Genomic DNA, 23,766 nt, shown 5'->3' on the forward strand with positions numbered 1-23,766 from the left:
CCATGGCCAACAAAATCGTGTTCAACCAGGAATTGGTGAAAGACGTTGCCAGCGTCGATGTGCAGCCTAGGGTCGCTATCCAAAACCAGCCGCTGGCTGCCGATCATGCGCTGCAGGTGCAGAGCAACGTATTTCAGACCCAACAGGCCTTGAATACCGAGGTGATGCTCAGCAGTAACTTGCTGAAATACGATCTGACCTATAAACCGCCCACCAAGGAAACCTTTACTGCTCCCGAGGCCGATCAGCAGGCGTCGATTTCGCATATCGACAGCCTGAACACGGTGCTGGGTTTGTTCAATCTCAGTCTGAAAACCCTGCAGGACGATCTGGGCCAGGAGGAAACCGATAGCAACGCCAGTCTACAGGCCAAAACCAAGGCATTTTTGAACCGCTATAAGGACGATGCCGATGTGGCGCAGCTGTTCAAACAGGAAATGCGGGACGGTCAGCTGAAAAGTTTCCAGGATATTTTTACCGCCCGCAAAGCCGATATCAGCGCCCTAAAGGACGACTCGTCGCTGCTGTTTCATAGCGGCCGGTTGTTGTTGAAAGAAACTCAAACTGTCGGCAATCTGCATAACCAATTGCTGCTGCTGCAACGCACGGTTTTGAAGCGATTGTTGAATTTGCGCGATGAAAAACAACAACTGGCGGTGCAAATCACCGAGGCTCGTCAGCAACTGGATGCCTTGAATCGCGGCCGACTGGAAGATGTAGGCGATTATGCGCTGGCGCAACGGCTGGTGACGGACGACTGGCAGCAAGTGGAAACCCATTTTCAGACCCGCCGTAATATCCTGGAAAACTATACCGGCTTATATTACGTCAGAGTCCGGGAAACCGCCGCCGGCCGCTTGTTGCCGGAGGCCTTGGCTTTACGCGGCCATTCCGCCGCTGACGTGGTGCCGGGTTGCGCGGATAGCGATGCCGAGTTGCCGGACGATTTGGCGCCGTTCATGGATACGGTGTTGGATATTCCGCTGGCCGACTGGCGCAATTTGCAAAACGATGCCCATTTGCTGCCCAGCCGCTTGCGGCAAACCCAATTGCTGGATCTTCGCCAGCAGCGCTTGAGCAGTAAAGTCAGTCGCAGCCTGCCCGCCACCAGCCAGACCAGTGTACGGCTGATGCCGTTGCTGCAAGTCAATACCCAGGTGTTGTCGGTATTCGCCGGTAAAACCGTATTGCAATCCGAATCGCTGCAGCAGCAGTTCAGCAGCGCACATGCGGTGTTATCGCTGGAAGATGTCCTGAACGGCGCGCGCGGTTTATTGACCGGCAAAGCTCAAACCTTGCAACAGCAGCTCACCCAGGCCGGCAGCTGTTTTTTGCGCGAATTGGCCGGCGTGCAGCCGTCGATACGGTTTCGTTGGGCGCAATTGGTTGAAGATCAACGGCTGCCGATCGAGCAACCCGAACGTTGGCCTAATCTGGCCGATATCGAAAAAGCCGATTTCAACCGGGTACGTACCCTGGTGGATCTGGTGAACTGGTTTTATCGGCAACTGGCCGATAATGCCGGCGATAACAGCCACACCGCCATCAGCCATTTACTGAGTGCCTGTCTGCTGATAGCGGCGTCCGACGATCCCGAGCGGATTTTGCACGGCAATTTAAAAACCCTGCCGGGCATCTTTCGGCCCGGCGAGTTGCTGCGCTTGAATCTGAACCGGGCCGCCATGCCGGGGCAGGCCTTGCAACTACTGGATGCGCAACGGCAGGTAGTCGGTATGCTGCGGGTGGACGATCACGACCAAAACGGCACGGTGGCCACGCTGATGCAGGTTTATCAACCGATCACGATCCGGGAAGGCTTGAGCGTCAGCGGCAAGGTCGCCATGGGCAGGGCTGTCGTGAAGTGAATGCGATTCATATCGACCGCTTGCATTTCAAGGGCCGGGACAGCCAGCGCCAAGTAGTGGTCGCCGATCTGGAACGGGCGGCTTGGCCGTGCTTGCGGGATAGGGAATATCTGTTTATCCGACAGTTGCATACTCATAAACCCGCCGGGCAACTGGCGGATAGTTTGGCCGAACAGGCGCAAGCCTGTCGCGATGCCGCCGTGTCGGGTTGGCAGGAAAACGCGGACCGGCAGCAAGCCGTGTATTTTGCCGATTATGCCGAGTTATTGGCTTGTTTAAGCCGCGATTTGCTGCGGAACAAGCGCTGCTGGTATTGGCGGCAGTGGGACGTTCTGTTTCAACTGCCGGTGGAAACCGCTTTGTCCGGTTGCTGGCAACAACAGCAACATTTAATTCCGGCCCTGATTGCCCAGTTGGCCAGGCACGATCAGTTGCGCTGGTTTTGCCTGCAATTGACGGACACGCTGATAGAGCAGTTATGCCGAGTGGTGTGCCCGCAATGGGATGAACTGAAACAATGCGAAAGTTTGTCCGGCGCTTTTCAGGCTGGATTAAGCGTGCCACCGCACTGGTTGGCGCCGTGGCACGCGGTGCTGGCCGGGGCGGATTTGCCGCTACAGGTAATGCAACTGGCCGCGCTGATCGCGCTACGCGAATGGCAACCCTTAAAACGGCAAGCGGCCGAGATGCTGCCGGTATATCGAGCGGTATTACAGCAATTGATGGTGATAGGGAGCAGTCAGCCCGAAACCGTCGGGCGCAATGAATACCTGGTTCGGGCCGAACAAAACACCACTATTATGCGTTCGGCTGCCGCTAACAAACCAGCCAAGGTTATTGATGCGGGCGTCGATAGCGATAGCCTAAAGCCGGCTATGCCAGCAGATATGCCAAGCCGCAGTCGCAGTGCTGAAACCGGCATGCCAACGGAACAAACCGAGCAAAAAAAATCAGGCAGCATGGCCGAACCGGTTTTAGGGCCGCCAGTGCAACCCGTGTCCGACCTGATCGCTGAGCGAACGGCTCCATTTCCGCCGCCGGCATGCCAGTTAGATCCGGTTCCGGACAGCGGCTGTAGTTACCCCAGCCGCCTGTTGACCCAGCAGGGCGGAATATTTTATTTATTGAATTTCCTGAATTTGCCGGGGGTGCAAGCGTGTTTATGCTCCGAGCCGCAAACGCGCGACTATCCCTCTGCCTGGGGTTGGCTGTGGCAATTGGCCGTTGCCATGGAATGGGCAGCCGAGCCCGGATTGGAGCGTTTATTCGCGTTTTTTTGCGGTTACGCCACGCCGGAGCAGTTGCGGCAATTGCCGGCCATGCCGCGGATGCACGCGTTATTGCACTGGGGCCGGCAGCGTTACGGTGTATCCTTGTTCAATCGGGATATTTTCGCCATACCGGGGCTGATAGAGATCGATGCCTGTCATGTCGATGTATTTTATGCGCTGGACAGCGTGAATCCGGATGTGCGTCGAGCGGGCCTGGATATCGACCCAGGCTGGTTGCCCTGGCTGGGCAAAGTGGTTAAATTTCATTACGGCGAATTGCCGCTTATCTGAGGGCTGCATCATGACGCAGGCCATGCCGCCCAGGGTGATGATAGATGCCGGACAGGAATTGGCGGAAAACCTGGTGCTAACGGCTTTGGCCATATTCGCCGACATGCGGATGCCGCAGAGCCCTGAGCTGGTTCAGGAACTGAACGCCACCCGGCAATTGCAACGCATCTTGCAACAACCCGATCGCAGTTGGCTGGAATTGGTCCAGAGTTTGGATGCCTGTCTTCCCCGCTTATCGGGTAATTTAGGTCAGGTGGTGCGCGATTTCGGTTTAAACGCGGCCGATTTTTTCGTGCTGAGTTTATGCGGGGTGGTGGAAAGCCATCATCAGGCTGCTTTGTTGATCGGTTTATTGCAGCAACCGCAACAATTGCGCCCGGAATTGCACCTGATCAGCGCCATGTGCCGTAGCTTGTTTCAGCAGAATTACTCGGCGGTGGATTTATACCAGCATGCCTTGCTGAAAAACGGCTTTTTGCAATTGGAAGGGGATGAGCCGCTGCCGCTCAGGCGCATGAAAATGGCGCCGCAACTTTGGCAGTTACTGAATGGTAAAGCCATGCAATGGACCGGCTGCCGGCCTTTAGCCGTTCCGAAAACGTCATTGTTACCGTCCGACATACTGCATCGCAGCGAGCAATTGGCGCAGTTATTGGGGCAAAAACGTATTGCCGCCGTGGCGTTGCGCGGCGAACAGCAAAACTGTTTGCTGCTGGCCGGCAGATTGGCGCAAAGTTTGGGATTGCGGGCCGTTGTCATTGATACTGCTGTTTTTCACGACCGGCAACTGGGCTTATTGGCACGATACGGCCACTGGCTGCCGATACTCAAGCCGCAACTGGGGCCGGGCGAACATTTGGCGCTGCCCGAGGTGTTGCGGGAAGGGCCTGTTGCCGTAATCCTGGGCCGCGACGGCGGCGTGGATGCCGCCGATGTCATGGAGTTGTCGGTCGGTGCATTAGAACATCGGCAACGGCAAGCCTTATGGCAGACCTTATTACCCGGCTTCGACAGCGCCGGCCTTGCCGAATCCGCGCAATTATCCGCGCCGGCCGTGGTTGCCATTGCCGAGCAGGCGCAACTGCGGGCCATACAAAATCAGGAAACACTGCAAGACAAACATTTGCTGCAGGCGCGTTTTTCGCAAAGCGCCGATCAGCTACGGTTACTGGCCCAACCGGTGGAACGGCGGGTGGATGCCGAGATGCTGATCCTGCCGGAGGCGTTGAATCAACAATTGCAGCATCTCAGTTTGCGCTGCCGACGGCGGGAGTCCATGAGCCGCGGCCTGGGCGCCACGTTCGACCCAGCGGAAAACCTGGGCGTACGGGCCTTGTTTATCGGCGAAAGCGGTACCGGCAAAACCCTGGCGGCAAGTTATTTAGCCTCCAGCTTTTCGGCGCCCTTGTATCGGGTGGACTTAGCCGCAGTCATGAACAAGTACATCGGCGAAACCGAGAAAAACCTCAGCCTGATGCTGGATCAGGCCGCCGATCACGATGTGGTGCTGTTGCTGGACGAGGCCGATGCCTTGTTCGGCAAACGTAGCGACGGCGGCGAGGCGAGCGAGCGTTTCGCCAATATGCTGACTAATTTTCTGTTAACCCGCATCGAACATCATCCCGGCATTATTATTTTGACCAGCAATAGCCAGGCGCGTATCGATAAAGCCTTTATGCGGCGGCTGGACGCGGTGTTGGAGTTTCCGTTGCCGGATGTCGAGCAGCGCCGAAGGCTTTGGCTCAGTCATTTCGGCGCGCGTGGTCCGGGAGACGATTTTGTGCAACTGTTGGCGCAGCATTGCGAATTGCCGGGTGGTTATATCCGCAACGCGGTTCTGAATGCGGCGGTATTTAGTGACGATAAACTCGGCAGGGCCGCCGTTTTGCAGGCTCTGGCCTGGGAATATCAAAAACTGGGCCGGCAGTTACCGCCGCAGTTGGATCGGTTCAGGAGGGCATAATGGATAACGCGCAAGGTTTGAAACGCAAACCGAAAACACTGAATAAAGCCGCCAAACCCGCTACGGAAAAGCCGGTGGCGCGAACGGCGGATATGAAGACGCCGGGTTATCTGCAAGCCAAAATGAAGGTCAGTCAGCCTGGCGATGCCCACGAGCAACAGGCCGATCAAGTTGCCGATCGGGTTAGTCGCGCCCCGAAACCGGGAGGCGGCGCGGAAAAAAACAGTGTGCATAGAGCGACCTTGCAACCCGGCCAGGATGTGGGCGACCCGCAGCAAAGCTTATCCCGTAAACCGGCAACCGAGGATAAAAAACCGCAATCGACGTTGAGCCGCAAACCCGAGCAAAACCTCGCAAAAGAAACCGACCACAAACTGAATAAAAAGCCGGATAAGCCGAATGTGCAAGCCAAGGGCGATGCGCTGCAAATCGATCAGGCCACCGAGGAGCGCATCAACAGTCTGCGCGGCAAGGGCGAGCCGCTGCCGGAGTCGGTGAAGAACGACATGCAGCAACAGCTGCAGGCCGACTTTTCCGCCGTACGTATCCATAGCGGCGGTGAAGCGGCGGGATTGGCGGCCGGTATCAACGCCCGAGCGTTCACGGTGGGTAACGATATTTTCTTCGGCACCGGCGAATACGCGCCCGATAGCGTCGAGGGGCGTAAATTATTGGCGCACGAATTAACGCATGTGCTGCAGCAATGCGACGGTGTGGCGCGCGCCGAAGCCCAATCGCCGGCCGCACCCGCAACCTCGGGCGGCGGTAAGGTGTTTGAAGACAAAAAACTGGGCAAGCTCGACGACGACGCCAAAACCATTTCGATTCCTACCATTTCGCTGCCCAAGTTCAAGGAAAAGTACACGCCGCCACCTATCAAACTGCCTAAGAAGGAAGTGGATTATGAGCGCGACACCAAACAGCAAAAAATCTGGAAAGACAATATCGTCATCGCCGAGGCCGACGTCGGCGCCTGGCTGACCAGCAAGAAGGCACCCGGCATTAAAGATGACGATACCGGGGCTAATTTGTATTATCTGCAATTGCAGGATAAGGATAATTTCGTCACCGGCGATTTGCAAAATATCGTTAAATCCCTGAATAAACCTTATTGGGATAAAAGTGGCAATCGGCAGTTTTACGACATCGATCACAAGGCCGAAGTGCAGTTGGTGGGCGAGGAAAAGGCCGACGTGATCGGCAATTTGTGGTTGTTGCAGGACAGTATCAATCGTAGTTCCGGGTCGATGATTAATAACGAAATTACCGGGCGTATCGATAAACTGGCCGATGCCGCCGCGCCCAGTTTGTGGTCCGGCAAGAAAAAAGACGTCAAAACCCAGCTGCGTCCGCATTACAGCATCACTTTCGAGAAAACCGACGGCAAACTGAAAGTTAAGGGCGACAGCAGTGTGTTTTGGGAGGCGGATGACGTCAATAAACTGGAACCGCTGAAAAAACTTAAGGTATTAAAAGCCAGGGACATCAAAAGGCTCAACCTGCGCGGCAGTCCCGACAAGATCGCCATATACACCTCGGAAAAAGGCGGCGGCAAGCGCGATGTCGACATGAGCAAGGGTACCGAAGTCGACGTCAAAATTCCGTTCGGTAAAAATTTTACCGTCACCCATGTCAAATATGAAAAAGGCAAGGGCGGTTATTTTTCCGGTCAGGCGTTTCGGGATAAGAAAGGTTCGCTGCCGGCGTTGAAGGGGGTCGAGCATGCCTCGCTGGAAAACTTTGAAATCACCGAGACCGATTGGGTCGATTTCGGTGGCTATGTCTCTCAAGTCAGCGTTAACCGCGCAGCCAGCAGCGTATTGAGTACCCTGGAGCTTTATGGCCTGAGCCCCATCGAAATTTTTAATGCGCAGTTGGATCCTGAGCTTGGCTTGGTCGCCAAGGGCCAGGTGCATTCGGATTTACCGTTGCTGAAAAAAGTACCGTTGCAATTGGACTTGATTGGCGATCAAGTGGTGTTGAGCGCATCGATTTCAGCCGACACGCTGGATTTCCCTAAACCGTTTGCGGTACGCGCCTCGACCATGACCCTGGCGGTGGGCTCGAAAGGTAATTTGATGATTGCCGGCCAGATTGACTTCGGCATAGACCGGATAGGCGAGGGTATGGTGCGGGCTTCCGCCTCGGCGGGTAAGGCCGGCGCCGAGGCCCAATTCGCGTTGGAGGGGCAGTTCGATTTCGACTCAAAAATGTTCGATCCGGCCAAGGTTAAACTGGCCTATATTGATGGCGACCTGAGCGGCGAGGGGGTGTTGGGGATTCCTGAGCATAAAATTCCCGGCATCAAAAAAGCCACCATTGCCGCCAAATTCGGCAAGAACGAAATGGCGGCCAGCGGTGAAGCCGAATTGGATATTCCCGGGGTCGACAAAGGCAGTCTGTCGGTATCGAAATCGGAGCAAGAAGGCTTCAAAATTGCCGGCAGCTTCGACTTATCCGCCGACGTGCCCGGCATTAAAAGCGGCCATATCAGCGCCGAGCTGCAACAAGCTGCTGGCGCCGACGAATATTCGCTCAAGGCCAGCGGCACCGCTGTGCCGGCTATTCCCGGTTTCGATAGCCAGTTGCGAATTGAATACGACAACGGCGCCATTATGATAGAGGGCGAAGCCGTCTATAAACGCGGCATGCTGGATGGACGCGTCAAATTGGGCGCCACTAACCGTGCTTTGGATACCGCCGGTCTACCGACCGGCGAACCGACGCCCGATTTGGTGGTATTCGGCGGCGGCTCGGTAACGGTGCAGATCGCGCCCTGGCTGAAAGGCACGGTCGGTGTCGCCTTTGATCCGACCGGCGAAGTCACCGTGGTCGGCGAAATCGGCTTGCCCAACGCGGTAGACCTGCTGCCGCGCAAAGCGGTGGATAAAAACCTGTTTTCTATCGGCACTTCAATTCCCATCGTGCCGGGGATCACCGCCCGCATCAAAGGCGGGGTGGATGTGGAGGCCGGTTTCGGACCAGGCCAACTCGATCAGCTGAATCTGGGGATTAGTTACAAACCCAGCGACGAGCAAAGCACTCACATTACTGGCAACGCCCACTTGAATATACCGGCCGACGCCGGCATTCGCCTGTTCGTGCGGGCGGGTATCGGTTTGGGTATTCCCGGCGCCAGTGCCAGCGGCGGGCTGGAAATAGGTGGAAAGCTGGGCATCGCCGGCGCGGCCGAGGCGGCGGTGGATTTCGACTGGACGCCAGCCACCGGCTTGGCGATCAATGCCGAGGGGTATATCCACGCCCAACCCAAATTTACATTCGATATTGCTGGTTTCGTCGAAGTAGAGGTGCTGTGGAAAACGGTATATGAAGAAACCTGGAATTTCGCCTCGTTCGAATACGGCTCCGATCTTACTTTCGGGGTGCGTTTTCCAATTCACTATCGAGAAGGTCAGCCATTTGATATATCCTTAAGCGATGTACAATTCGAAACCCCCAACATTGATACCGATGCGATTTTGAGCGGTTTGATAGACAGGATAGCCTGATGGATGACACCACCCAGCAACAGATCACCGAGTTGAATGCCTTGGGCACCCAATTACATTTACAGGGTAAATTCAGCAAAGCCGCAGATTGCTATCGGCAGGCGCTGGAAATCGACGCCGGTAACGCCACCAGTCATAACAACCTGGGCTTTTTGCTGGCGCAGCAACGGCATTGGAAGGAGTCCGTGCAGCACCTGCAACATGCCGTGGAGCTGGCGCCGAAAAATGCCAATTTCCTGGGCAATTTAGGCCAGGTGCTGGCGATGACCGGCTCGGTACAGGATGGCTTGGATTTATTGCTCAAGGCCGCCAATCTGGACCCGGCCAATGCACAGGTCTGGGATAATCTGGGCCGCTTGCGGCTGAACATGGGCGATATCGCCGGCGCGGAAAACGCCTGGCGGCAAGCTTATCGCAATGCCCAATACGACGCCCGTATCATCACCTCGCTGGCCGGTTCGATTGCAATGCAAAACCGCCATTCGGAGGCCATAGACTGGTATCAGCAGGCGCTGGAGATCAACCCCGGTTACGCCGATGCCTGGGCTCAGATGGGGGTCAGCCTGTTTCTGCGTCAGGATTACGGCTCCGCCCGGGAAACCCTGCAAAAGGCCCTGTCGCTGGATGCGGCCAATTACAGCGCCTTGCGCCATTTGGGTTACGTCTACATGAGTCTGGGCGACACCCCGCAGGCCTTGGACTGTTTTAAAACCCTGCTGAACTATTATCCCGACGCAACCACCGTGCGTTTGGATTTAGCCGTGTTGCTGCTGTCGCAAAATCAAAACCAGGCTGCGCTGGAGCACATGCAGTTTTTGTATCGCAACGACAGCCACAACGATAGGGTGGTGTTTTATTACGGCCTGAGCCTGTATCAAAACGGCGAAAAACCGCAGGCTTTTGATGTGTGGAACGCCCTGGAACAATCCGACTCGCCTTACCGGCAGAAGATTTCGGAGTTTGTGCGGGATTGAGTTGATTTGCTTATAGGGTTTGACACTTTATAACAACACAATACAGACGCCTGATGTTGGTTACGTCGGGTTGTTTTGATATCGATTGATTACCACCGGCTATAGTGAGTTGCAATTTACCTATATGCCCGATTTACTCATTATGCAGGATAACCTGCCGGTCAACTCGCGAATTAGGCCGTTAGTTATGATCATGAGTCTAAAACTCCTCAGCGACAAGGTGGATTCGATACTGTCATCTGAGTCTAGAGTATAAGATTTTCAACTGGTGCGTTCCGTCTGATTGCCACCCAGCGGGAAACACGCCAACATTAGACATTAGGGTGAATTGAATGGCAAAGACTACTGAAAACCTTTACCGCGCAATAATCAACGGCTGCATGGATGGTCCATTTGTCGTCGATGATCTGCCGGTAGCTGGATTACTCTACCCTCGATTCGAAACCTCCACTTATACTGATAGCTCAGGCATCGAAAGAACAAGTCCTGCTGATGTTGAAATAATATCGGATAAGGTGCAAAAGGGTGGCGGAACGTCGATGTTCGACGTTGAAGGTTGGTTTGGCTACAGCAATTGGCGCTATTTCTTGGTTCCGAACGGCACAGAATACCCGGAAAGTCTATTCATTAAAAAAGGCAAAAGCGTAAGGACAAACAGAGCCGGTAATCTTAAAGGGCGACACTATCAAATCGAGCCAAAGAATCCGATGACCGTAGGGACTTTTAAGGGGGCGCTCGACAATTTTGCACGGAATGCCGTGGTAAAACAGGTAGAACTTTCCCGAGTTAAGTGACAGATTATTAAAAAGTAAACTAGGAGCGATGCTATGCCGGAAGTGAGTGGAAAGACGCTAGTGATGGCGATTCAAGCGGTTGATGCCGAAATTCAGAGGCTGCGAGCGCTTCCCGATGAGGTGCTTGTTCCCGGAGACGAGATACTCCTCGTCGATTTCGAGACTGCTGCGGAGGATCTCGAAGAGGCCTATACCGAGGCAGCGCGGATTTGTTCGAATTTGCCGCCCTATTCGCAACTGGTAAGACGCCGGTAATGGTCGGTAACCGAACATTTCTGCACTATCCCGGCCCTAAAGCACAAACGGGGGCATTTACTTAAGCGATAAGCGGATGAATTGAAAGGTAAAAGCCAGCGTAGCCCGGATGAAATGGAATCCAGGGTAGGGTCGACCTGAATTCCCGTATTCCGCTGCGCTGCATACGGGCTACGATGCGCAATTTTTAATACTTTTGGTGAGCATGATATGGTTTTGTATCGGCGGAATCGGCTTGCGGGCGGCACCTATTTCTTTACCGTGACTTTACGTGACCGGTCTTCGGATGCGTTGGTGCGACATGTGGATTTGTTGCGGTGCGCGTTTCGAATCGTGCTGAAGGAGCGGCCTTTCAAGCTGGATGCCATTGTCATTTTGCCGGACCACTTGCATGCCATCTGGACTTTGCCTGACGGTGACACCGATTATTCCGGGCGCTGGCGAGCGCTCAAAGCCTGTTTCACCCGTGAATTACGCCGTTCGGGTGTGCCGTTGACACGGGATTCAAGGGGTGAATACCGCTTATGGCAACGGCGGTTTTGGGAACACACCATTCGTGACGATCGGGACTATCAACACCACGCCGATTATCTGCATTGGAATCCGGTCAAACATGGCTTGGTCAAATACGTGGCCGACTGGCCTTATTCAAACTTTCACCTATTTGTTCGGCGCGGCGCGTATCCGCTTGACTGGGGAGGTGTTGGAGATTCGAATATCGAGGGGGCGGAATGAAATCGGCCGAAGCCAGCGTAGCCCGGATGAAATAAAATGGAATCCGGGGCCTGAAGGCTATCAATCCCGGATTGCGCTTCGCTTCATCCAGGCTACGCAAGTGGGTCAAGAAAGCTCGTAGCAAGTAGCCTGGGTGTTTTCTTTGTGCAATCAAAGACGGAATTAATATGGCAAATTCAATATCAAACGTTCGCGCGCTCGCATTCAGCGTCACCCGGAAGTTTGGCCTTAACAAATGTTATGAGTGTGCAATTGAACTAAGGCAAGTACTAAGTGCAGCGGGAAAAAAGGGATGCATCCTCAGGCTCAAAACGAAAGGTGGCCGTGGGTACATTGTCATGAAAGATTCGCGATTCAAGCTGCCGTTCCCGACTCAAGGTGACGAAGCAATAGCGAACACCGGCCAGCATTTCGGCGTCTATGTTGACGGATTTGTGTTTGACAATGTACATCGAGAGGGGATAGCGCGAGGAGGGTGGTTAGATACCTTTGATTGCGATGTGCATTCGTTTGAACTCACGGAACAAGATCCGTTCTGATTTTTTAGTATAAATCCGAGGCTACCATGTTCGATATCTTTTCAACCCGCTTCAATCCGCCATTTGCTCTCAATGCACCCGAGGTATTTTGGTTAATAGATCCATTCACAATCGACATGATGACCAAGCTGGGGAAGGATAAGCGCTACAAGGATTTAGGGGTTGTGGTAATCGATCTTACGCACCGAGGTCGCCGAGCGGATGGTGCGGGCTTCACGACTTCGGCGGGCTGGAATGAAAGAGTGTTTCGAAATGCCGCAAGTCTGGTCAAGATCGCAGCCATGTTCGCCGCATTCAGATTAAAAGAAAATCTTGGTGTTGCAGTCAATGAAACAAGCGCTACTATCGGTAAGGACGCGCTTAACGCCGTCGCGTTGGACTGGAAAGACGCGGTGGAAACAGCGGTCCCTTCGGGTCGCCGTGACTTTCCACAACTCTCGAAAATATTCGATATCACAGGAGCAAAGGGCGGTTGGACACTCGTTTTTACGAAAGAATTTATGCACCACATGGAGTTGATGATTGGTCACTCTAACAATCATTCGGCTTCGATATGCATCGACCTGATTGGCTTTCAATATATCAATGGCGCACTTGAGGCGGAAGCCTTATACAGCTTCAATGCTGGCGGTTTATGGTTGGGCGGCAACTATGCCGGACGGAATTGGATTCCGGAACCGAGAACAAAACTGACGCACCAAGGGGCAACGGCAAAAACTGTTGCCAAGTTTTTAGCACTTTTAGAAGACAACCGCCTTGTAAGCCCAGCGGCAAGCAAGGAAATGCGAAGAATCATGGGGCTGGCTGGCACTTGGTTTGTAGAAGGGCTGATGCGTGCCAGACCACCCCGGAACGTCAACTCTGCTTATGCAAAAGTCGGTATCTACGGCGGAAAATATCACGACTGCGCCGTTATAGAGCGTGGTAGTGTCGATGGGCGTCTTATTCGTTACGCGGTGGTGGTGCTTGGTGCTTCCAGCCCGCAAATCATCCGCGAGCTTGCCGTCAAGCTTGACGACTATGTATTGGCGTCAAATTAATTGCTGGGAGGCGTTACTGTACGCCATGCTTCACTTGTTGCCAATCCATATCGAATGTGAAAGGCTGTGCCGGTTCGGCGGCGGAAGACACCCGTTTGATGCGCTCGTCGGTCAGCGGATGGGTTTGAAACAGTTCCGGAATATTGCCGGTAAGCGCATCCGCTTTCTGGATTTTTTCAAAAAACGCCGCCAGATTTTGCGGCGACAATCCGGCCGCGGTCATGATTTCGATCGCGCCGTCGTCGGCGCTACGTTCCTGACTGCGGTCGAATGACAGACTGTCGAGTTGCGAGCTGAGTTCTATCAGCTGCGACAGGGCGGAGAGGTCGCCGAACACAATACCGATCAACACGCCCATGCCGGCCTGGCGGACCAGTTTGCGCATGCTATGCCGCTGCAATACATGCGTCAATTCATGGGCCAATACGCCGGCGACTTGTTCCGGATTGTCGGCGTTTTCGATCAAACCGGTGGTGACCACCACATAGCCGCCGGGAAAAGCAAAGGCGTTGATCATATCCGCATCGACCACCGCCACCCGGTATTCGATATCCGCGCCGTCGAACTGGTCTATACGTTTGACGATGGCGTTGACCGCATCGGTGGCGGTTTTGTCGGTGACGGTTTTTTTGCCCATTTGATAGTTTTCAAAGGCGAAAGCGCCGATTTTTTGCTCCCATTCGTAGGGAATCAAATCGGCAATCAATGGGGCGGAATAATGCAGGGTAAAGTAACCGCCGACAAAAAACGCCGCTATCAGCCCTAAATAAACCGGAACACGGTGCTTTTCGCCTGTTAGGTTTCGGCGTTGTTTGGTTTGTAACGCGGTTACGTGCTCCCGAGCCGGTTGGGGTAAATTCAGCGATAACAGTTTATCGAAAATTTCAGGCTCCTTACATAACAGCGCGTACCGGCCGATAGGGGTCGACCAACTGATTTGCAGGGTGGTGTTCGGGTCGCCGATCAGTTCCAATCTGCTGCTTTGCAGGGCAACCGCCAACCGACCCTGTTCGGCGGTTTCGAATTCAATCAGTCCATGCCCGGATATGGAAAATCGCACGCTGAATTTTTCGCGCCCGGCATAATGCAGCCCGTTGAAGTCGGATACTAAACTCATTATTTGTAAAGCGTGTTTTAGCGCGTTGGGATGAACTGGCGCACCCAGGAACCAAAGCCCGGCGAATTGCGGGTTTGAATGTAAACATCGCCCGGCCCGGTAAATCGACAGACCAGACCTTCGCCGCTGGTGAAGCTGGAAATCCAGCCTTTCGAGGCTTTTTCGATTTTATAGTTGGCGTTAGCGCTCCAGGCTACCATGTGGCTGTTATCGATGATGCGGGTTTCGCCAGGGGCCAGCGACAGTTTTTGGATGCCGCCGTAGGTGCTGATGGCCAATTTGCCTTTGCCGCTGATCCGCATCACGAAAAAGCCTTCGCCGGAAAACAAGCCCTTGGTCAGGTTTTGCGCCTTGGTGGAGACCTGTACGGACTGTTCGGCTGCCAGAAAGCCGTCTTTTTGCAGGATATATTCCTCGGAGCCGTCCAGGTCCAGCACGGCGATTTCTCCGGGGTAAGCAGAAGCCATTAGAACTTCGCCTGGGCCGCGGGCGGCTGTGATGGTTTGGAAAAATAACGATTCGCCGGTCAGCAGTTTACGGGATAAGCCGCCCAGCAGACCTCTTTCCATTTTGGAATCGACATCCAGGGTTTCGCTCATGGTGATCATGGCGCCTGACTCGGCCTTGACGGCTTCGTTGGCTGCCAGCTGTACCAGCAACGTCGAAAAAGCACCCGGGTTCGTGATCTCGAATTTCATAAATAACTCCTGTTAACGATGGTAATTAGCATAGCCAATTTTGCGATTGAGTGCTTGGCAAGTACTCTAAGGATTTGGTCATAAATAACCTCCCGCTATCCAAGCAGATCATGTCGGCATGGATTGTTGGCATCCATGACTTCTGGTTTCCGCTAATCGCCGTCGGGACGACGATGCGTTAAATGGGGATTTCAATTCGGAAAGTCTAGTCAAATCCAATTCTAACTTGATTTTTTGCCTGGATTGGCCTGTTGAGTGTTTGCCGGGTCTGCTTTGGTTGGTTTTTCAGCCGGTGAAAAATCCTGGGTAGCCGCTTGAACCAGGTGGTTCAAATCGCCACCTTTGAGGCCGACTTCGTTCAGTACCGCATCCAAAATCGGCTGTTGAGCACGGTAAGTCAACGCGGCGGCAACCGCTTGATCGGCCAGGCTACCACCGCCGGATGATCCGGTCTCGCCGGCATTACTGGCTGGACCTCGATTCAGGCCGTCCACTTGCACGATCTTGATGCTGTCGATTTTCTCGATCGGTTTGACGGAGGCTTCGATGATACTCGGCAACACCTCCAGCAGCTTCATCTTGATCTGCATGGCTATCTGTTCGGCGGCCAGAGTATTCAATGCGGCATTGCGCATTTCGATGCCGTTGGCTTCTACTTGATATTGCAGTTGTTGGGCTTCGGCCTTGATTTTGATTGCTTCGGCCTGGTTTTCGGCGGCGTCTTTTTCGGCTTCGGCGGCTACCCGCACCCCGATGGCCCGTTCCTGGGCATCCTGGTCTGCGGCCACCAGGGCGATTTGCTTATCACGCTCGGCAATCGCCACGTCGCGGGCGGTTTTGATTTGTTCTTCGGCACCGGCCGCCAGCGCGCGGGCTTGGTGAGCCAGGGTTTCGGCTTCGGATTGGGCCTTGGATTTTTCCGCAATCGAAATTTGTTTATCCTGCTCGACCAGTGTGGTTTGTTTTTCCTGTTCGATTTTAGCGACTTGCACTTCGCGGTCGGCTTCGATCTGGCGTTGGCGGATGGCGCGACTTTTTTCCACCTCGGCTTCCTGCACCAAGCGTTCGGCATCGATCTTGGCTTGCTGCGCTTCGCGTTCCCGCTGGGCGGTAATACTGGCGATTTCGGCTTTTTGTTGCACGTCGCGGGTCGCCACTTCCTGTTGTTGGTGCAAGGTGGCAAAGGTCTGGTCTTTTTCGATATTTAGTTTGAGCTGGGTGGCCTCGTAGTTTTTTTTCGCGATCGCCACGGCGGTATCTTGCTCGATTTCGTTACGCTCCCGGGCGCGTTGCTGGGTTTGCTGAGTCAGCTTGGTCAGGCCTTCGGCGTCGAAGGCATTTTGCGAATCGAAGAACTTGATCGGGGTTTGGTCCAGCCGGGTCAAGCTCACCGATTCCAGTTCCAGGCCGTTTTTTAACAGATCTTCGGACACGGCATTTTGTACCGCCTGGATAAAGTCGCCGCGCTTGTCCAATAATTGATGCATGCCCATCGACACCGCGGCCGCCCGCAGGGCATCGACAAATTTGTCTTCCACCAGTTCCTTCAGCGAATCGGGGTGCATGGTGCGCTGTCCCAGAGTTTGCGCGGCGCTGGCCACGCCTTCTACACTGGGTATTACTCGCACGAAAAACGCCGCCACCGCATCCACCCGCAGCCTATCCAGCGTAATTAAACTGTCGGCGCCGGAACGCGATACCTCCAGCTTGAGGGTGTTCATGTTGATGTTGACGCATTCGTGGAAAATCGGCAGCACCACGGCGCCGCCGTCCATCACCACTTTTTGTCCGCCCAGACCGGTACGGACGAAGGCCAACTCCTTTGACGAGCGCCGATACAAACGGGCAAAAATCAGGCCGATGGTGATTAATCCCACCAATGCACTACCGACGATATAGCCCAGCCCCATTAATTGGTCCATTCAAAGTCTCCTGGTTGAGATTAGAGTAAATCGGGGCGCGGATTGGCGATGGCCAAAAACCGCGTGCCGGATATTTGTTTGATCAGCAATACCGATTGCCCGGCGGTAAAGGTCTGGGAGTCCTGTTCGGGTTCGACCCGAACATAAAAGGTTTGGCCCTGTTCGTTTTTGGTTTTGGCTTCCGCCGGATAATGGGCTCTGGCCGTGCCGTTGATCACTACTGCCGTGCGGCCGACCAGGGTTTCCAATAGCACGGCCGAGGTTTCGTCCTTAGGTAGGACTTTGATCAAGCCGGCCCCGATCAGTCGTACCAGCGGTATCGAGCAGACCAGTGCGGTCGGTACCGAGAACAAAGGATAGAGGTAGAGTCCAAACAAACTGTATGCCAAGGTATTGAAGGACATGCCGATAATCGAGAACGCCGTCAGCCAGCTGACCAGCAACACCAAAACAGGTACCCGACCGACATGCAACCAGCCCAGCCAGGAATCCGCGGCGCCCTGCAGACTGTCCGCAAATAGCACATCCAGCCAGCTCGAAAGAGTCAGTCCACTTAATACCGCTACGGTTTCCACGATGCCGATCAGCAACAGCAAAACCAATGCGGCCGTGAAAGGTAGCGATTGCGGTGCCAGCAACAGTTCCATCTAAAGTCCTGATTGTTTGGTGGCGGTTGCGTTGGCCTTGATGGCGGCCAATCGGTCGGCGATGCGTTGCTTGCGTTGAAGTTCCGCCAGCTCTTTTAACTTGGCGGCATCCTGGTTAATACCCTGGCCAGGTCCGCCTATACCCGTTTGCCGTGCCATTACCCGATCGAAAGCGGATTCCGCGTCATCCACCCGGTTTAGCCGGTCTGGATTTTCGGCAGGTCTGGCGGTTTCCGGCGCAGCCGAATAGTCGTCGAGTAGCTGAGTCAGCTCGCGCTTTTTTGCCTGTAAGGCCAGAATGTAGTTTTCTAATTCACATGCATGTTCAGATTGCTCATCCAGCGATTTTTGCAGGACAGGCAAATAATCCTCGATATCGGTTTGTCGGCCGATGGCTGCCGTGGCCAAATCGTCCCGGCCTTGCGTCACCGCTGCTTCGATTTGTCCGGTAAGCTGTTCGTGCTCGACATTTAACTTGGACATTTGCGACACGGTCAAATGCTTGGCCGCTTCGGCCTTGCCGAAATCCAGCCGGACTTCGGCGACTACTTGTTCAATTTCCCTGACGGATTGCGCCATCACCGCATCCGGGCTCAGATTTTCGGCTTTATCGATCAGTGCATGCGCACCGCCGACGATGATTCGGGCGACGCGCGCGGCAAGAGTTTCCGTCATGATAAGCCTCCGGGTGTTTGGTTGGTCGAGATGAGGGGTGCATTGTCAATCGATATCATTAAGGCAGCCGTCCGGCTCGCATTTATCCGGGGCGGCCTGATTCGAAGCGGTTGGCGGTGCATCGGGGCAGGCAACATGAAAAACCAACCGACTACTCATTTCGCTTATACACAAAATTTATTTCAGTTTTGTAAAAATCCGGAACAAGTTTAGCCGAAAATATCAGGTCGGCAATTTGGATAGCAGAGTGGAATCGGAACCCTAAAATCACAGAAGTAGACAGATAGGCGCTTCCCGCGAATTAGCGGTTAGAATAATTTTGATTTTAAACGAGATTTGTCGGGCCCTTGTAGCCAAACTAGATTAATTCGAACAGATAAGTACAGGCAATTAAGCTGTCCTTCAAAATGTAGGTGTGATTCGCTTGGGTAATCGCGTATTTCTAAGCCAATACTGCTCCGATTACGCGATGGCTAATCGGAGCGGGTTACTCGCTGGAAACAGGGATAGATCAGCATATAGACGTAAACTAACAAAAAATAGCGGGAAAATAATGTCAACAGGCTAAAGACTGGGTCGCCAGAGTAGTATGCGAAGCGAGAGTCTTTAGTCTGAATAACGGCGTTAGTAGCGGTTACTAATTAAATTAGTCATCAAAATTTATTGATTAATCATTTTTCATCTGCCGGCCAATAATGCGCATGGTGCCGATAAAAAAATGCAATGAACGGCGCACATCCGGGTCGTTTAGCGAGCTGATTAATTGAAATAAACCGGGTGGCTTTTCTAATGCTTCCGTTTGCGCGTTTGCCATACGCACGGCATTACCGGCTGTCCAGCCCAAGGCTAAAATTTCTTCGCCTACTTTAGTGGTTTTTTCCAGTGCCGCTTCATCAAGAAATTCGATATTGTCCGATATGATCGATAATAAATCGATGATGTTATTGAAGCGTCCAGCTTGTACTAAGGGGGTGGCTTTATCGATTAGATTCTTAATACCGTCAAGGGTTGCCGGGTCATTAAGCGCCGTATCCGACACAAGTTTTGCTACATTTGTATTTAACTGCTTTTCTTCAGACATAAGTAATTCCTCTGTAATCAAACGATTCCACGTGCAACAGCCCAATAAATGCCGCGATTAAACGTTTTACGCATTAAGCCACCGAGCTTGGTAGGTGGGGCGACCTGTACATCATGCTTATAGTCGTACCAGAGTGGCATGCCGGCTTCTAATCCCATTTGAGCGATGGCCTGTACTTTGCCGTCATAGATAGCCGAGGTGTAACCACGACGAATTTCCGAGGCGATATTTTCCACCACGACAGGCGATTGGTTATGACAGGTGCCACCGGCTTTACTCACCGGCAAATCAACGGTATCGCCCATCACATAGACATTATCGGTACCGTACATTTTCAAGGTTTCAAAGTCGGTAGGTAACCAGCCTTCATTGTTTTGGGCTTGCGACTTGCCTGAATTAATCACGGCATCTACCGCGCGGATAGGCGGCGTGGCCATTAAAATATCGAATTCTTGAGACTTACCTTCTTCCGAATAGGCTATTTTGGTTTCGGGATCGACCTTATCTAACGTAAAACCGCGTTGATATTTAATGTTTTTACTATCGAAAATAGTCGGCAACACATCGCAGGTGGGTTTCTGTAGAAACAAACAATTACGCAATAATTGAGAAACGGTCGGATAGCTGTAAATAATCTCTACCCGATCCCGCACGCCGCGTTTACGTAAATATTCATCCAGCATTAAGGTGGTTTCGATGGGGGCAATGCCGCATTGATGCGGTACGTTCGGGGTCTTGGGGAAATTGACCGTGATAAATATACGGCCCTCTTCGATGGTGCGTAATTTATGCGCGAGTTGTTGGGCTGCTTTAGTCTGATAAAAATGATCGCCGGCCTCTTTCAAGCCTTCGATGCGTTCCGGTGCCGGAATACAGCCGGTGGAAATCACCAGATACTCATAATGGTAGCGCTTGCCGCTTTGGCAAAGGACGCGATTTTGCTCGAATTCGAAACTTTCCACACCATCGACATGAAAAATAATTTCCGGGCGTAATAACGAGCGTTGTTTACGCACCAGTTCATGCGGATGAAAAGCGTTAAAAGCCACATACATATTGGCCGGCTTGTAAATATGGTTAGGGGAATTTGAGAGCATCATGATCTCAATTTCGCCTTTTAGAATCTCCGGATAAAATTTAGCGACTAAATTATTAGCGGTCATGGTGCCGCCTATCCCGCCGCCAACCACGATAATGCGTTTTGTCGAGCTAGTCATAATGACTCCTTCAATTGATTATTCAGTGAAGGGTCAACTTGTCAGACGTATCGATAACGAATATCTAACGCCGGGCAAGAAGACCCGTTTTTTAGTCAGTCGACGCGTTTGAGCGCCCCGGAAGGACATTGATTGACTACCTTGACGATTTCATCGTCAGTCGCATTGTCTGGTTCGATCACAAATTGTCCGTCCACCACTTTAAATACCTCGGGTAGTGATTTGACACAGTTGCCGGAGTGCGTACATGTTTGTTTATCCCATTGTATTTTCATGGTGCTTAACCTCTGCTATTTTCAGCTGTTGTTGGATTAATCACTGTTTTTACTTCGGCAATCGAATTTGCCGGAAACTCACCGCGTTCCGCATGCGTTTTAATGCTTTGTTTATCGGGGGCGATATAAATGCAATAGATTTTGTCGTCCGTCACATAACTTTCCAGCCACTGAATTTGCGGCCCCATATCGTTAAGAATACAGCAGGACTTTTGTGATATTTGTTGCAGCTCTGTCGAGGTTAATTGGCCTGCATTAGGGATTTCTCGTTCAATAATATATTTAGGCATGTTGTCTCCTTTGCTGTAATACGACCAGTCGTCTTTGGTTGGTTGTTAAAAAAACGATATAGGTCGTCATGACCCTATCGCATAAAAGTTTGTTAGTTAAACGGTCTTGTTTATTGGTTAAGGCTTAAGTTTGTGGCGGAATATTTACGGCTAATTCGGCCGCTTTCCAGGCGGTGATGCCGCCATTAATATTCCTGATATTTTTAAAGCCCATTTGTTGCATCACAGCCGCCGCCATGGCAGAGCGCCCGGAACTGGCGCAGAGTAGTAGCCATTTTTTATCGCGATCCATCAATTCTTCACGCCGACCCGCATATTGACGGTCGGCCGCCGCTTCCAGTATTCCTCGCGGAATATTTAGCGCACCCTCAATAGTACCCGACATAAATTCTGCAGGTTCTCGTACATCCAGTACCTGATAGCCTTCATCCAAGAGAGGTTTAACGTTTAATACATCAATTTCGTGTATTTGCGATTTTGCCTGTTTAACAAAATCCATTAAGGTTTTTTCTTCGCTCATATTAAAATCCCATGGTTAATAGTTGACCGGTCGTCTTGTTTTTGGGCCTAAAAAAAAGACCCAGACAACCGTCGCTTGAGTCATCCTGTTTTATTCCTAATCTACAAGCAACTAGGCAACAAAATAATCATTCAATAAGGTATCGTAAAACTCTTGCAAAGGTTGTACGGATTGTTCGATTTTCATCCGTAACAACGCGCCTTGCCAGTTATTGACCAATAAGTTAGCCATCATGTCTGCGCTCCTATCGGTACGCACCCTGCCTTCCTTTTGTGCTTGCAGCAAAGCCTTATATTGCAGCGCTTTGTAGCGTTCAACAGCAGACTTTAGCGCCTGATTGCACCGCTCACTGGTATCGCCGATTTCACCCATCAAATTACCCAGTAAACATCCCCCTTTGTATCCATTCTTTTCCACTGCAACAATTAGCTCTGCATAGTAGTTTTTTAAAGCAGTGAGCGGGTCGACTTGTGAGTGTTGTAGGTGCCGCGTTAATAGCAGTATAAAGGGTTCGATATAGTGATTAATGCTTTCAGCGGCAAACTCTTCTTTGCTATCGAAGTAGCTATAAAATGAACCCTTGGGTACCTGTACGGCATTTACAATTTCGTTGATTCCGGTTGCATGATAGCCCTGGTTCATCAACAGATAAACACCTTGGTCTAGTAATTTTGTACGTTTGGAAGGCTTGCTGTTCATAGTGGGTACAAAATATACGACCGGTCGTATATTTTGTCAATAAATTTTTTCATTTTAAGGCTCGAGCTTTTGAATACGTGGCTTCATTCATATGCCATTGAATATAAATTACTCCAGCATGAGAGGGGCTTGAGGTGTCCGAATTTGATGAGCTAACGGTATTAGCTTGAATTTTACTGGTAGGGTAAACCGGGCGTAATTTGCGCAATCATATTTCACGCTATTGCACGCATAGTGCCGTTATAATCAGGCGCCTATAGTAATTAACTTCCTTGCCGTATAGGTGTGGGATTCATTGGCAGCCAGTAAGCACGTTTTGGATTTATTAGCGAGATACCCGTATGGAAACCGTAAACATGCCCGAAAGATACGCCGAATTTTTAAGTCATTTAAAACGTAACGGCAAACTTTCGGATAACGATTTGACCAAAGCCCGCCGCATGCAAAAGTCGGCCCAAGACGATTCATTACCGCAAATGTTGGTCAAATTGGGTTTATGCTCCGATGCGGATGTGGCCGAAACCTTTGCTAAAACCCATGGTCTGGAGCGCCTGCGCCCGGAAAACTATCCGCCGCAATCGCCTTTGCAAGATCATGTGTCGTTACGGTTTTTGAAATACCATCATGTGGTGGGTTTGCAAGCTGACGATGATGGAATCGACGTGGCGGTGATGGACCCGGAAGATGATTACTTGCCGCATGCCTTGCGATTGGCGACCGGCAAGCAAATCAGGCTGCATGTCGGGCAACTGTCCGATATCGATGCGGCGTTGGAAATTCAGTATGGCGACGGCAAGTCGCAAATGGATAAGCTGATGGACGGCTTGAGTGTGGAAGAAGAGGGCAGCGAAGACCTGGAGCATTTAAAAGATTTGGCCAGCGAAGCGCCGATTATCCGGATGGTGAATTTCATACTGCAAAAAGCGGTGGAAAGCCGTGCTTCCGACGTACATATCGAACCTTTCGAGCAAAGCTTGAAAGTACGCCTGCGTATCGATGGGGTGTTGCAGGACATTGATTCGCCGCCGGTGGCGTCGACCGCTGCGGTGTTATCGCGCATCAAAATCATGGCCAAACTGAATATTGCCGAACGGCGTTTGCCGCAGGATGGTCGCATCAAATTGCAAATGATAGGCAAAGAGCTGGATTTGCGGGTATCCACCATACCGACACTGTACGGCGAAAGCGTGGTGATACGGTTGCTTGACAAGGAAAATGCGGTGCTGGATTTTGCCGCGCTGGGTTTCGTCGGCAAGCAGGCGGAAAACTTCATGGAAATCTTGGCGCAGCCGCACGGTATTATTTTGATCACCGGTCCCACCGGCAGCGGTAAATCCACCAGTTTGTATGCGGCGTTAAAGCAGCTCATTACCTCCGAACGCAAAATTA

The 23,766-nt window shown here is 52.3% G+C and carries 22 protein-coding genes; 11 read left to right on the forward strand and 11 right to left on the reverse strand.

The genetic code is table 11. From position 1 onward, the window contains the following. Positions 1-2: 2 nt before the first annotated feature. The 10 genes from M0R33_RS04750 to M0R33_RS04795 all read left to right on the forward strand — a co-directional run bounded on the left by M0R33_RS04750 (position 3) and on the right by M0R33_RS04795 (position 13,236). The gene (locus M0R33_RS04750) at positions 3-1,865 is read left to right on the forward strand and encodes a hypothetical protein (RefSeq protein WP_292565837.1); all 1,863 of its coding nucleotides are present in this window, start codon (positions 3-5) and stop codon (positions 1,863-1,865) included. Further along, a complete protein-coding gene (locus M0R33_RS04755; protein WP_292565839.1) occupies positions 1,862-3,427 on the forward strand; it encodes a hypothetical protein in 1,566 nt (521 codons plus the stop codon). The genes M0R33_RS04750 and M0R33_RS04755 overlap by 4 nt, the downstream gene beginning before the upstream one ends. Before the next feature lie 10 nt (positions 3,428-3,437). Beyond that, on the forward strand, positions 3,438-5,390 hold the full coding sequence (locus M0R33_RS04760) for an ATP-binding protein (protein WP_292565841.1): 1,953 nt from the start codon (positions 3,438-3,440) through the stop codon (positions 5,388-5,390). After that, a complete protein-coding gene (locus M0R33_RS04765; protein ID WP_292565844.1) occupies positions 5,390-8,899 on the forward strand; it encodes a DUF4157 domain-containing protein in 3,510 nt (1,169 codons plus the stop codon). Before M0R33_RS04760 ends, M0R33_RS04765 begins: the two co-directional genes overlap by 1 nt. Continuing rightward, positions 8,899-9,873, forward strand: a complete 975-nt coding sequence (locus M0R33_RS04770) for a tetratricopeptide repeat protein (RefSeq protein WP_292565847.1) — start codon at positions 8,899-8,901, stop codon at positions 9,871-9,873. The genes M0R33_RS04765 and M0R33_RS04770 overlap by 1 nt, the downstream gene beginning before the upstream one ends. A gap of 332 nt (positions 9,874-10,205) precedes the next feature. Continuing rightward, positions 10,206-10,667 carry a hypothetical protein gene (locus M0R33_RS04775; protein ID WP_292565849.1) on the forward strand — a complete coding sequence of 154 codons (462 nt, stop codon included), beginning with the start codon at positions 10,206-10,208 and terminating at the stop codon, positions 10,665-10,667. Positions 10,668-10,700: 33 nt separating this feature from the next. Continuing rightward, the gene (locus tag M0R33_RS04780; protein WP_292565852.1) at positions 10,701-10,922 is read left to right on the forward strand and encodes a hypothetical protein; all 222 of its coding nucleotides are present in this window, start codon (positions 10,701-10,703) and stop codon (positions 10,920-10,922) included. A 210-nt stretch (positions 10,923-11,132) separates the two neighbouring features. Continuing rightward, positions 11,133-11,657 (forward strand): transposase, encoded by a 525-nt coding sequence (locus tag M0R33_RS04785; protein WP_292565854.1) that lies wholly within the window; start codon positions 11,133-11,135, stop codon positions 11,655-11,657. A 167-nt stretch (positions 11,658-11,824) separates the two neighbouring features. Further along, positions 11,825-12,196 carry a papain fold toxin domain-containing protein gene (locus M0R33_RS04790; RefSeq protein WP_292565857.1) on the forward strand — a complete coding sequence of 124 codons (372 nt, stop codon included), beginning with the start codon at positions 11,825-11,827 and terminating at the stop codon, positions 12,194-12,196. Between the two features lie 26 nt (positions 12,197-12,222). Continuing rightward, positions 12,223-13,236, forward strand: a complete 1,014-nt coding sequence (locus M0R33_RS04795) for a serine hydrolase (RefSeq protein ID WP_292565859.1) — start codon at positions 12,223-12,225, stop codon at positions 13,234-13,236. 13 nt (positions 13,237-13,249) lie between these two features. On the opposite strand, the gene M0R33_RS04800 is transcribed toward M0R33_RS04795, so the two are convergent. The 11 genes from M0R33_RS04800 to M0R33_RS04850 form a co-directional block, all read right to left on the reverse strand. After that, positions 13,250-14,353 carry a M48 family metallopeptidase gene (locus M0R33_RS04800; protein ID WP_292565862.1) on the reverse strand — a complete coding sequence of 368 codons (1,104 nt, stop codon included), beginning with the start codon at positions 14,351-14,353 and terminating at the stop codon, positions 13,250-13,252. 17 nt (positions 14,354-14,370) lie between these two features. Further along, positions 14,371-15,051, reverse strand: a complete 681-nt coding sequence (locus M0R33_RS04805) for a TIGR00266 family protein (RefSeq protein WP_292565864.1) — start codon at positions 15,049-15,051, stop codon at positions 14,371-14,373. Positions 15,052-15,272: 221 nt separating this feature from the next. Continuing rightward, complete coding sequence (locus tag M0R33_RS04810; protein ID WP_292565866.1) at positions 15,273-16,973, reverse strand: flotillin family protein; 1,701 nt, start codon at positions 16,971-16,973, stop codon at positions 15,273-15,275. Positions 16,974-16,993: 20 nt separating this feature from the next. Continuing rightward, entirely contained in the window at positions 16,994-17,620 is a 627-nt protein-coding gene (locus M0R33_RS04815) for a YqiJ family protein (protein ID WP_292565868.1), read from the reverse strand. Continuing rightward, positions 17,621-18,295, reverse strand: a complete 675-nt coding sequence (locus M0R33_RS04820) for a PspA/IM30 family protein (RefSeq protein ID WP_292565871.1) — start codon at positions 18,293-18,295, stop codon at positions 17,621-17,623. A 667-nt stretch (positions 18,296-18,962) separates the two neighbouring features. Further along, on the reverse strand, positions 18,963-19,397 hold the full coding sequence (locus tag M0R33_RS04825) for a DUF1641 domain-containing protein (RefSeq protein WP_292565874.1): 435 nt from the start codon (positions 19,395-19,397) through the stop codon (positions 18,963-18,965). Then, the gene (locus tag M0R33_RS04830) at positions 19,394-20,593 is read right to left on the reverse strand and encodes an FAD/NAD(P)-binding oxidoreductase (RefSeq protein WP_292565877.1); all 1,200 of its coding nucleotides are present in this window, start codon (positions 20,591-20,593) and stop codon (positions 19,394-19,396) included. The genes M0R33_RS04825 and M0R33_RS04830 overlap by 4 nt, the downstream gene beginning before the upstream one ends. 95 nt (positions 20,594-20,688) lie before the next feature. Then, complete coding sequence (locus M0R33_RS04835) at positions 20,689-20,868, reverse strand: (4Fe-4S)-binding protein (RefSeq protein WP_292565879.1); 180 nt, start codon at positions 20,866-20,868, stop codon at positions 20,689-20,691. A gap of 5 nt (positions 20,869-20,873) precedes the next feature. Further along, positions 20,874-21,158, reverse strand: coding sequence for a DUF4242 domain-containing protein (locus tag M0R33_RS04840; RefSeq protein WP_292565882.1), 285 nt, complete (start codon positions 21,156-21,158; stop codon positions 20,874-20,876). Between the two features lie 124 nt (positions 21,159-21,282). Continuing rightward, positions 21,283-21,678, reverse strand: a complete 396-nt coding sequence (locus M0R33_RS04845; protein ID WP_292565883.1) for a rhodanese-like domain-containing protein — start codon at positions 21,676-21,678, stop codon at positions 21,283-21,285. A gap of 111 nt (positions 21,679-21,789) precedes the next feature. Next, complete coding sequence (locus M0R33_RS04850; RefSeq protein ID WP_292565885.1) at positions 21,790-22,377, reverse strand: TetR/AcrR family transcriptional regulator; 588 nt, start codon at positions 22,375-22,377, stop codon at positions 21,790-21,792. A 341-nt stretch (positions 22,378-22,718) separates the two neighbouring features. Here M0R33_RS04850 and M0R33_RS04855 point away from each other — a divergent pair. Continuing rightward, the coding region (locus M0R33_RS04855) for an ATPase, T2SS/T4P/T4SS family (protein WP_292565887.1) at positions 22,719-23,766 on the forward strand (1,048 nt) is incomplete at its 3' end.

The sequence above is a fragment of the Methylomonas sp. genome (assembly GCF_023228165.1).
GTDB lineage: Bacteria > Pseudomonadota > Gammaproteobacteria > Methylococcales > Methylomonadaceae > Methylomonas.

What these genes read in the sequence shown, in the direction of transcription:
- M0R33_RS04840 (WP_292565882.1), bottom strand. Translation starts at nt 21,158, where the DNA reads ATGCCTAAATATATTATTGAACGAGAAATCCCTAATGCAGGCCAATTA.
- M0R33_RS04850 (WP_292565885.1), bottom strand. Translation starts at nt 22,377, where the DNA reads ATGAACAGCAAGCCTTCCAAACGTACAAAATTACTAGACCAAGGTGTT.
- M0R33_RS04795 (WP_292565859.1), top strand. Translation starts at nt 12,223, where the DNA reads ATGTTCGATATCTTTTCAACCCGCTTCAATCCGCCATTTGCTCTCAAT.
- M0R33_RS04750 (WP_292565837.1), top strand. Translation starts at nt 3, where the DNA reads ATGGCCAACAAAATCGTGTTCAACCAGGAATTGGTGAAAGACGTTGCC.
- M0R33_RS04815 (WP_292565868.1), bottom strand. Translation starts at nt 17,620, where the DNA reads ATGGAACTGTTGCTGGCACCGCAATCGCTACCTTTCACGGCCGCATTG.
- M0R33_RS04775 (WP_292565849.1), top strand. Translation starts at nt 10,206, where the DNA reads ATGGCAAAGACTACTGAAAACCTTTACCGCGCAATAATCAACGGCTGC.
- M0R33_RS04830 (WP_292565877.1), bottom strand. Translation starts at nt 20,593, where the DNA reads ATGACTAGCTCGACAAAACGCATTATCGTGGTTGGCGGCGGGATAGGC.
- M0R33_RS04790 (WP_292565857.1), top strand. Translation starts at nt 11,825, where the DNA reads ATGGCAAATTCAATATCAAACGTTCGCGCGCTCGCATTCAGCGTCACC.
- M0R33_RS04835 (WP_292565879.1), bottom strand. Translation starts at nt 20,868, where the DNA reads ATGAAAATACAATGGGATAAACAAACATGTACGCACTCCGGCAACTGT.
- M0R33_RS04800 (WP_292565862.1), bottom strand. Translation starts at nt 14,353, where the DNA reads ATGAGTTTAGTATCCGACTTCAACGGGCTGCATTATGCCGGGCGCGAA.
- M0R33_RS04780 (WP_292565852.1), top strand. Translation starts at nt 10,701, where the DNA reads ATGCCGGAAGTGAGTGGAAAGACGCTAGTGATGGCGATTCAAGCGGTT.
- M0R33_RS04785 (WP_292565854.1), top strand. Translation starts at nt 11,133, where the DNA reads ATGGTTTTGTATCGGCGGAATCGGCTTGCGGGCGGCACCTATTTCTTT.
- M0R33_RS04820 (WP_292565871.1), bottom strand. Translation starts at nt 18,295, where the DNA reads ATGACGGAAACTCTTGCCGCGCGCGTCGCCCGAATCATCGTCGGCGGT.
- M0R33_RS04805 (WP_292565864.1), bottom strand. Translation starts at nt 15,051, where the DNA reads ATGAAATTCGAGATCACGAACCCGGGTGCTTTTTCGACGTTGCTGGTA.
- M0R33_RS04765 (WP_292565844.1), top strand. Translation starts at nt 5,390, where the DNA reads ATGGATAACGCGCAAGGTTTGAAACGCAAACCGAAAACACTGAATAAA.
- M0R33_RS04770 (WP_292565847.1), top strand. Translation starts at nt 8,899, where the DNA reads ATGGATGACACCACCCAGCAACAGATCACCGAGTTGAATGCCTTGGGC.
- M0R33_RS04760 (WP_292565841.1), top strand. Translation starts at nt 3,438, where the DNA reads ATGACGCAGGCCATGCCGCCCAGGGTGATGATAGATGCCGGACAGGAA.
- M0R33_RS04845 (WP_292565883.1), bottom strand. Translation starts at nt 21,678, where the DNA reads ATGAGCGAAGAAAAAACCTTAATGGATTTTGTTAAACAGGCAAAATCG.
- M0R33_RS04810 (WP_292565866.1), bottom strand. Translation starts at nt 16,973, where the DNA reads ATGGACCAATTAATGGGGCTGGGCTATATCGTCGGTAGTGCATTGGTG.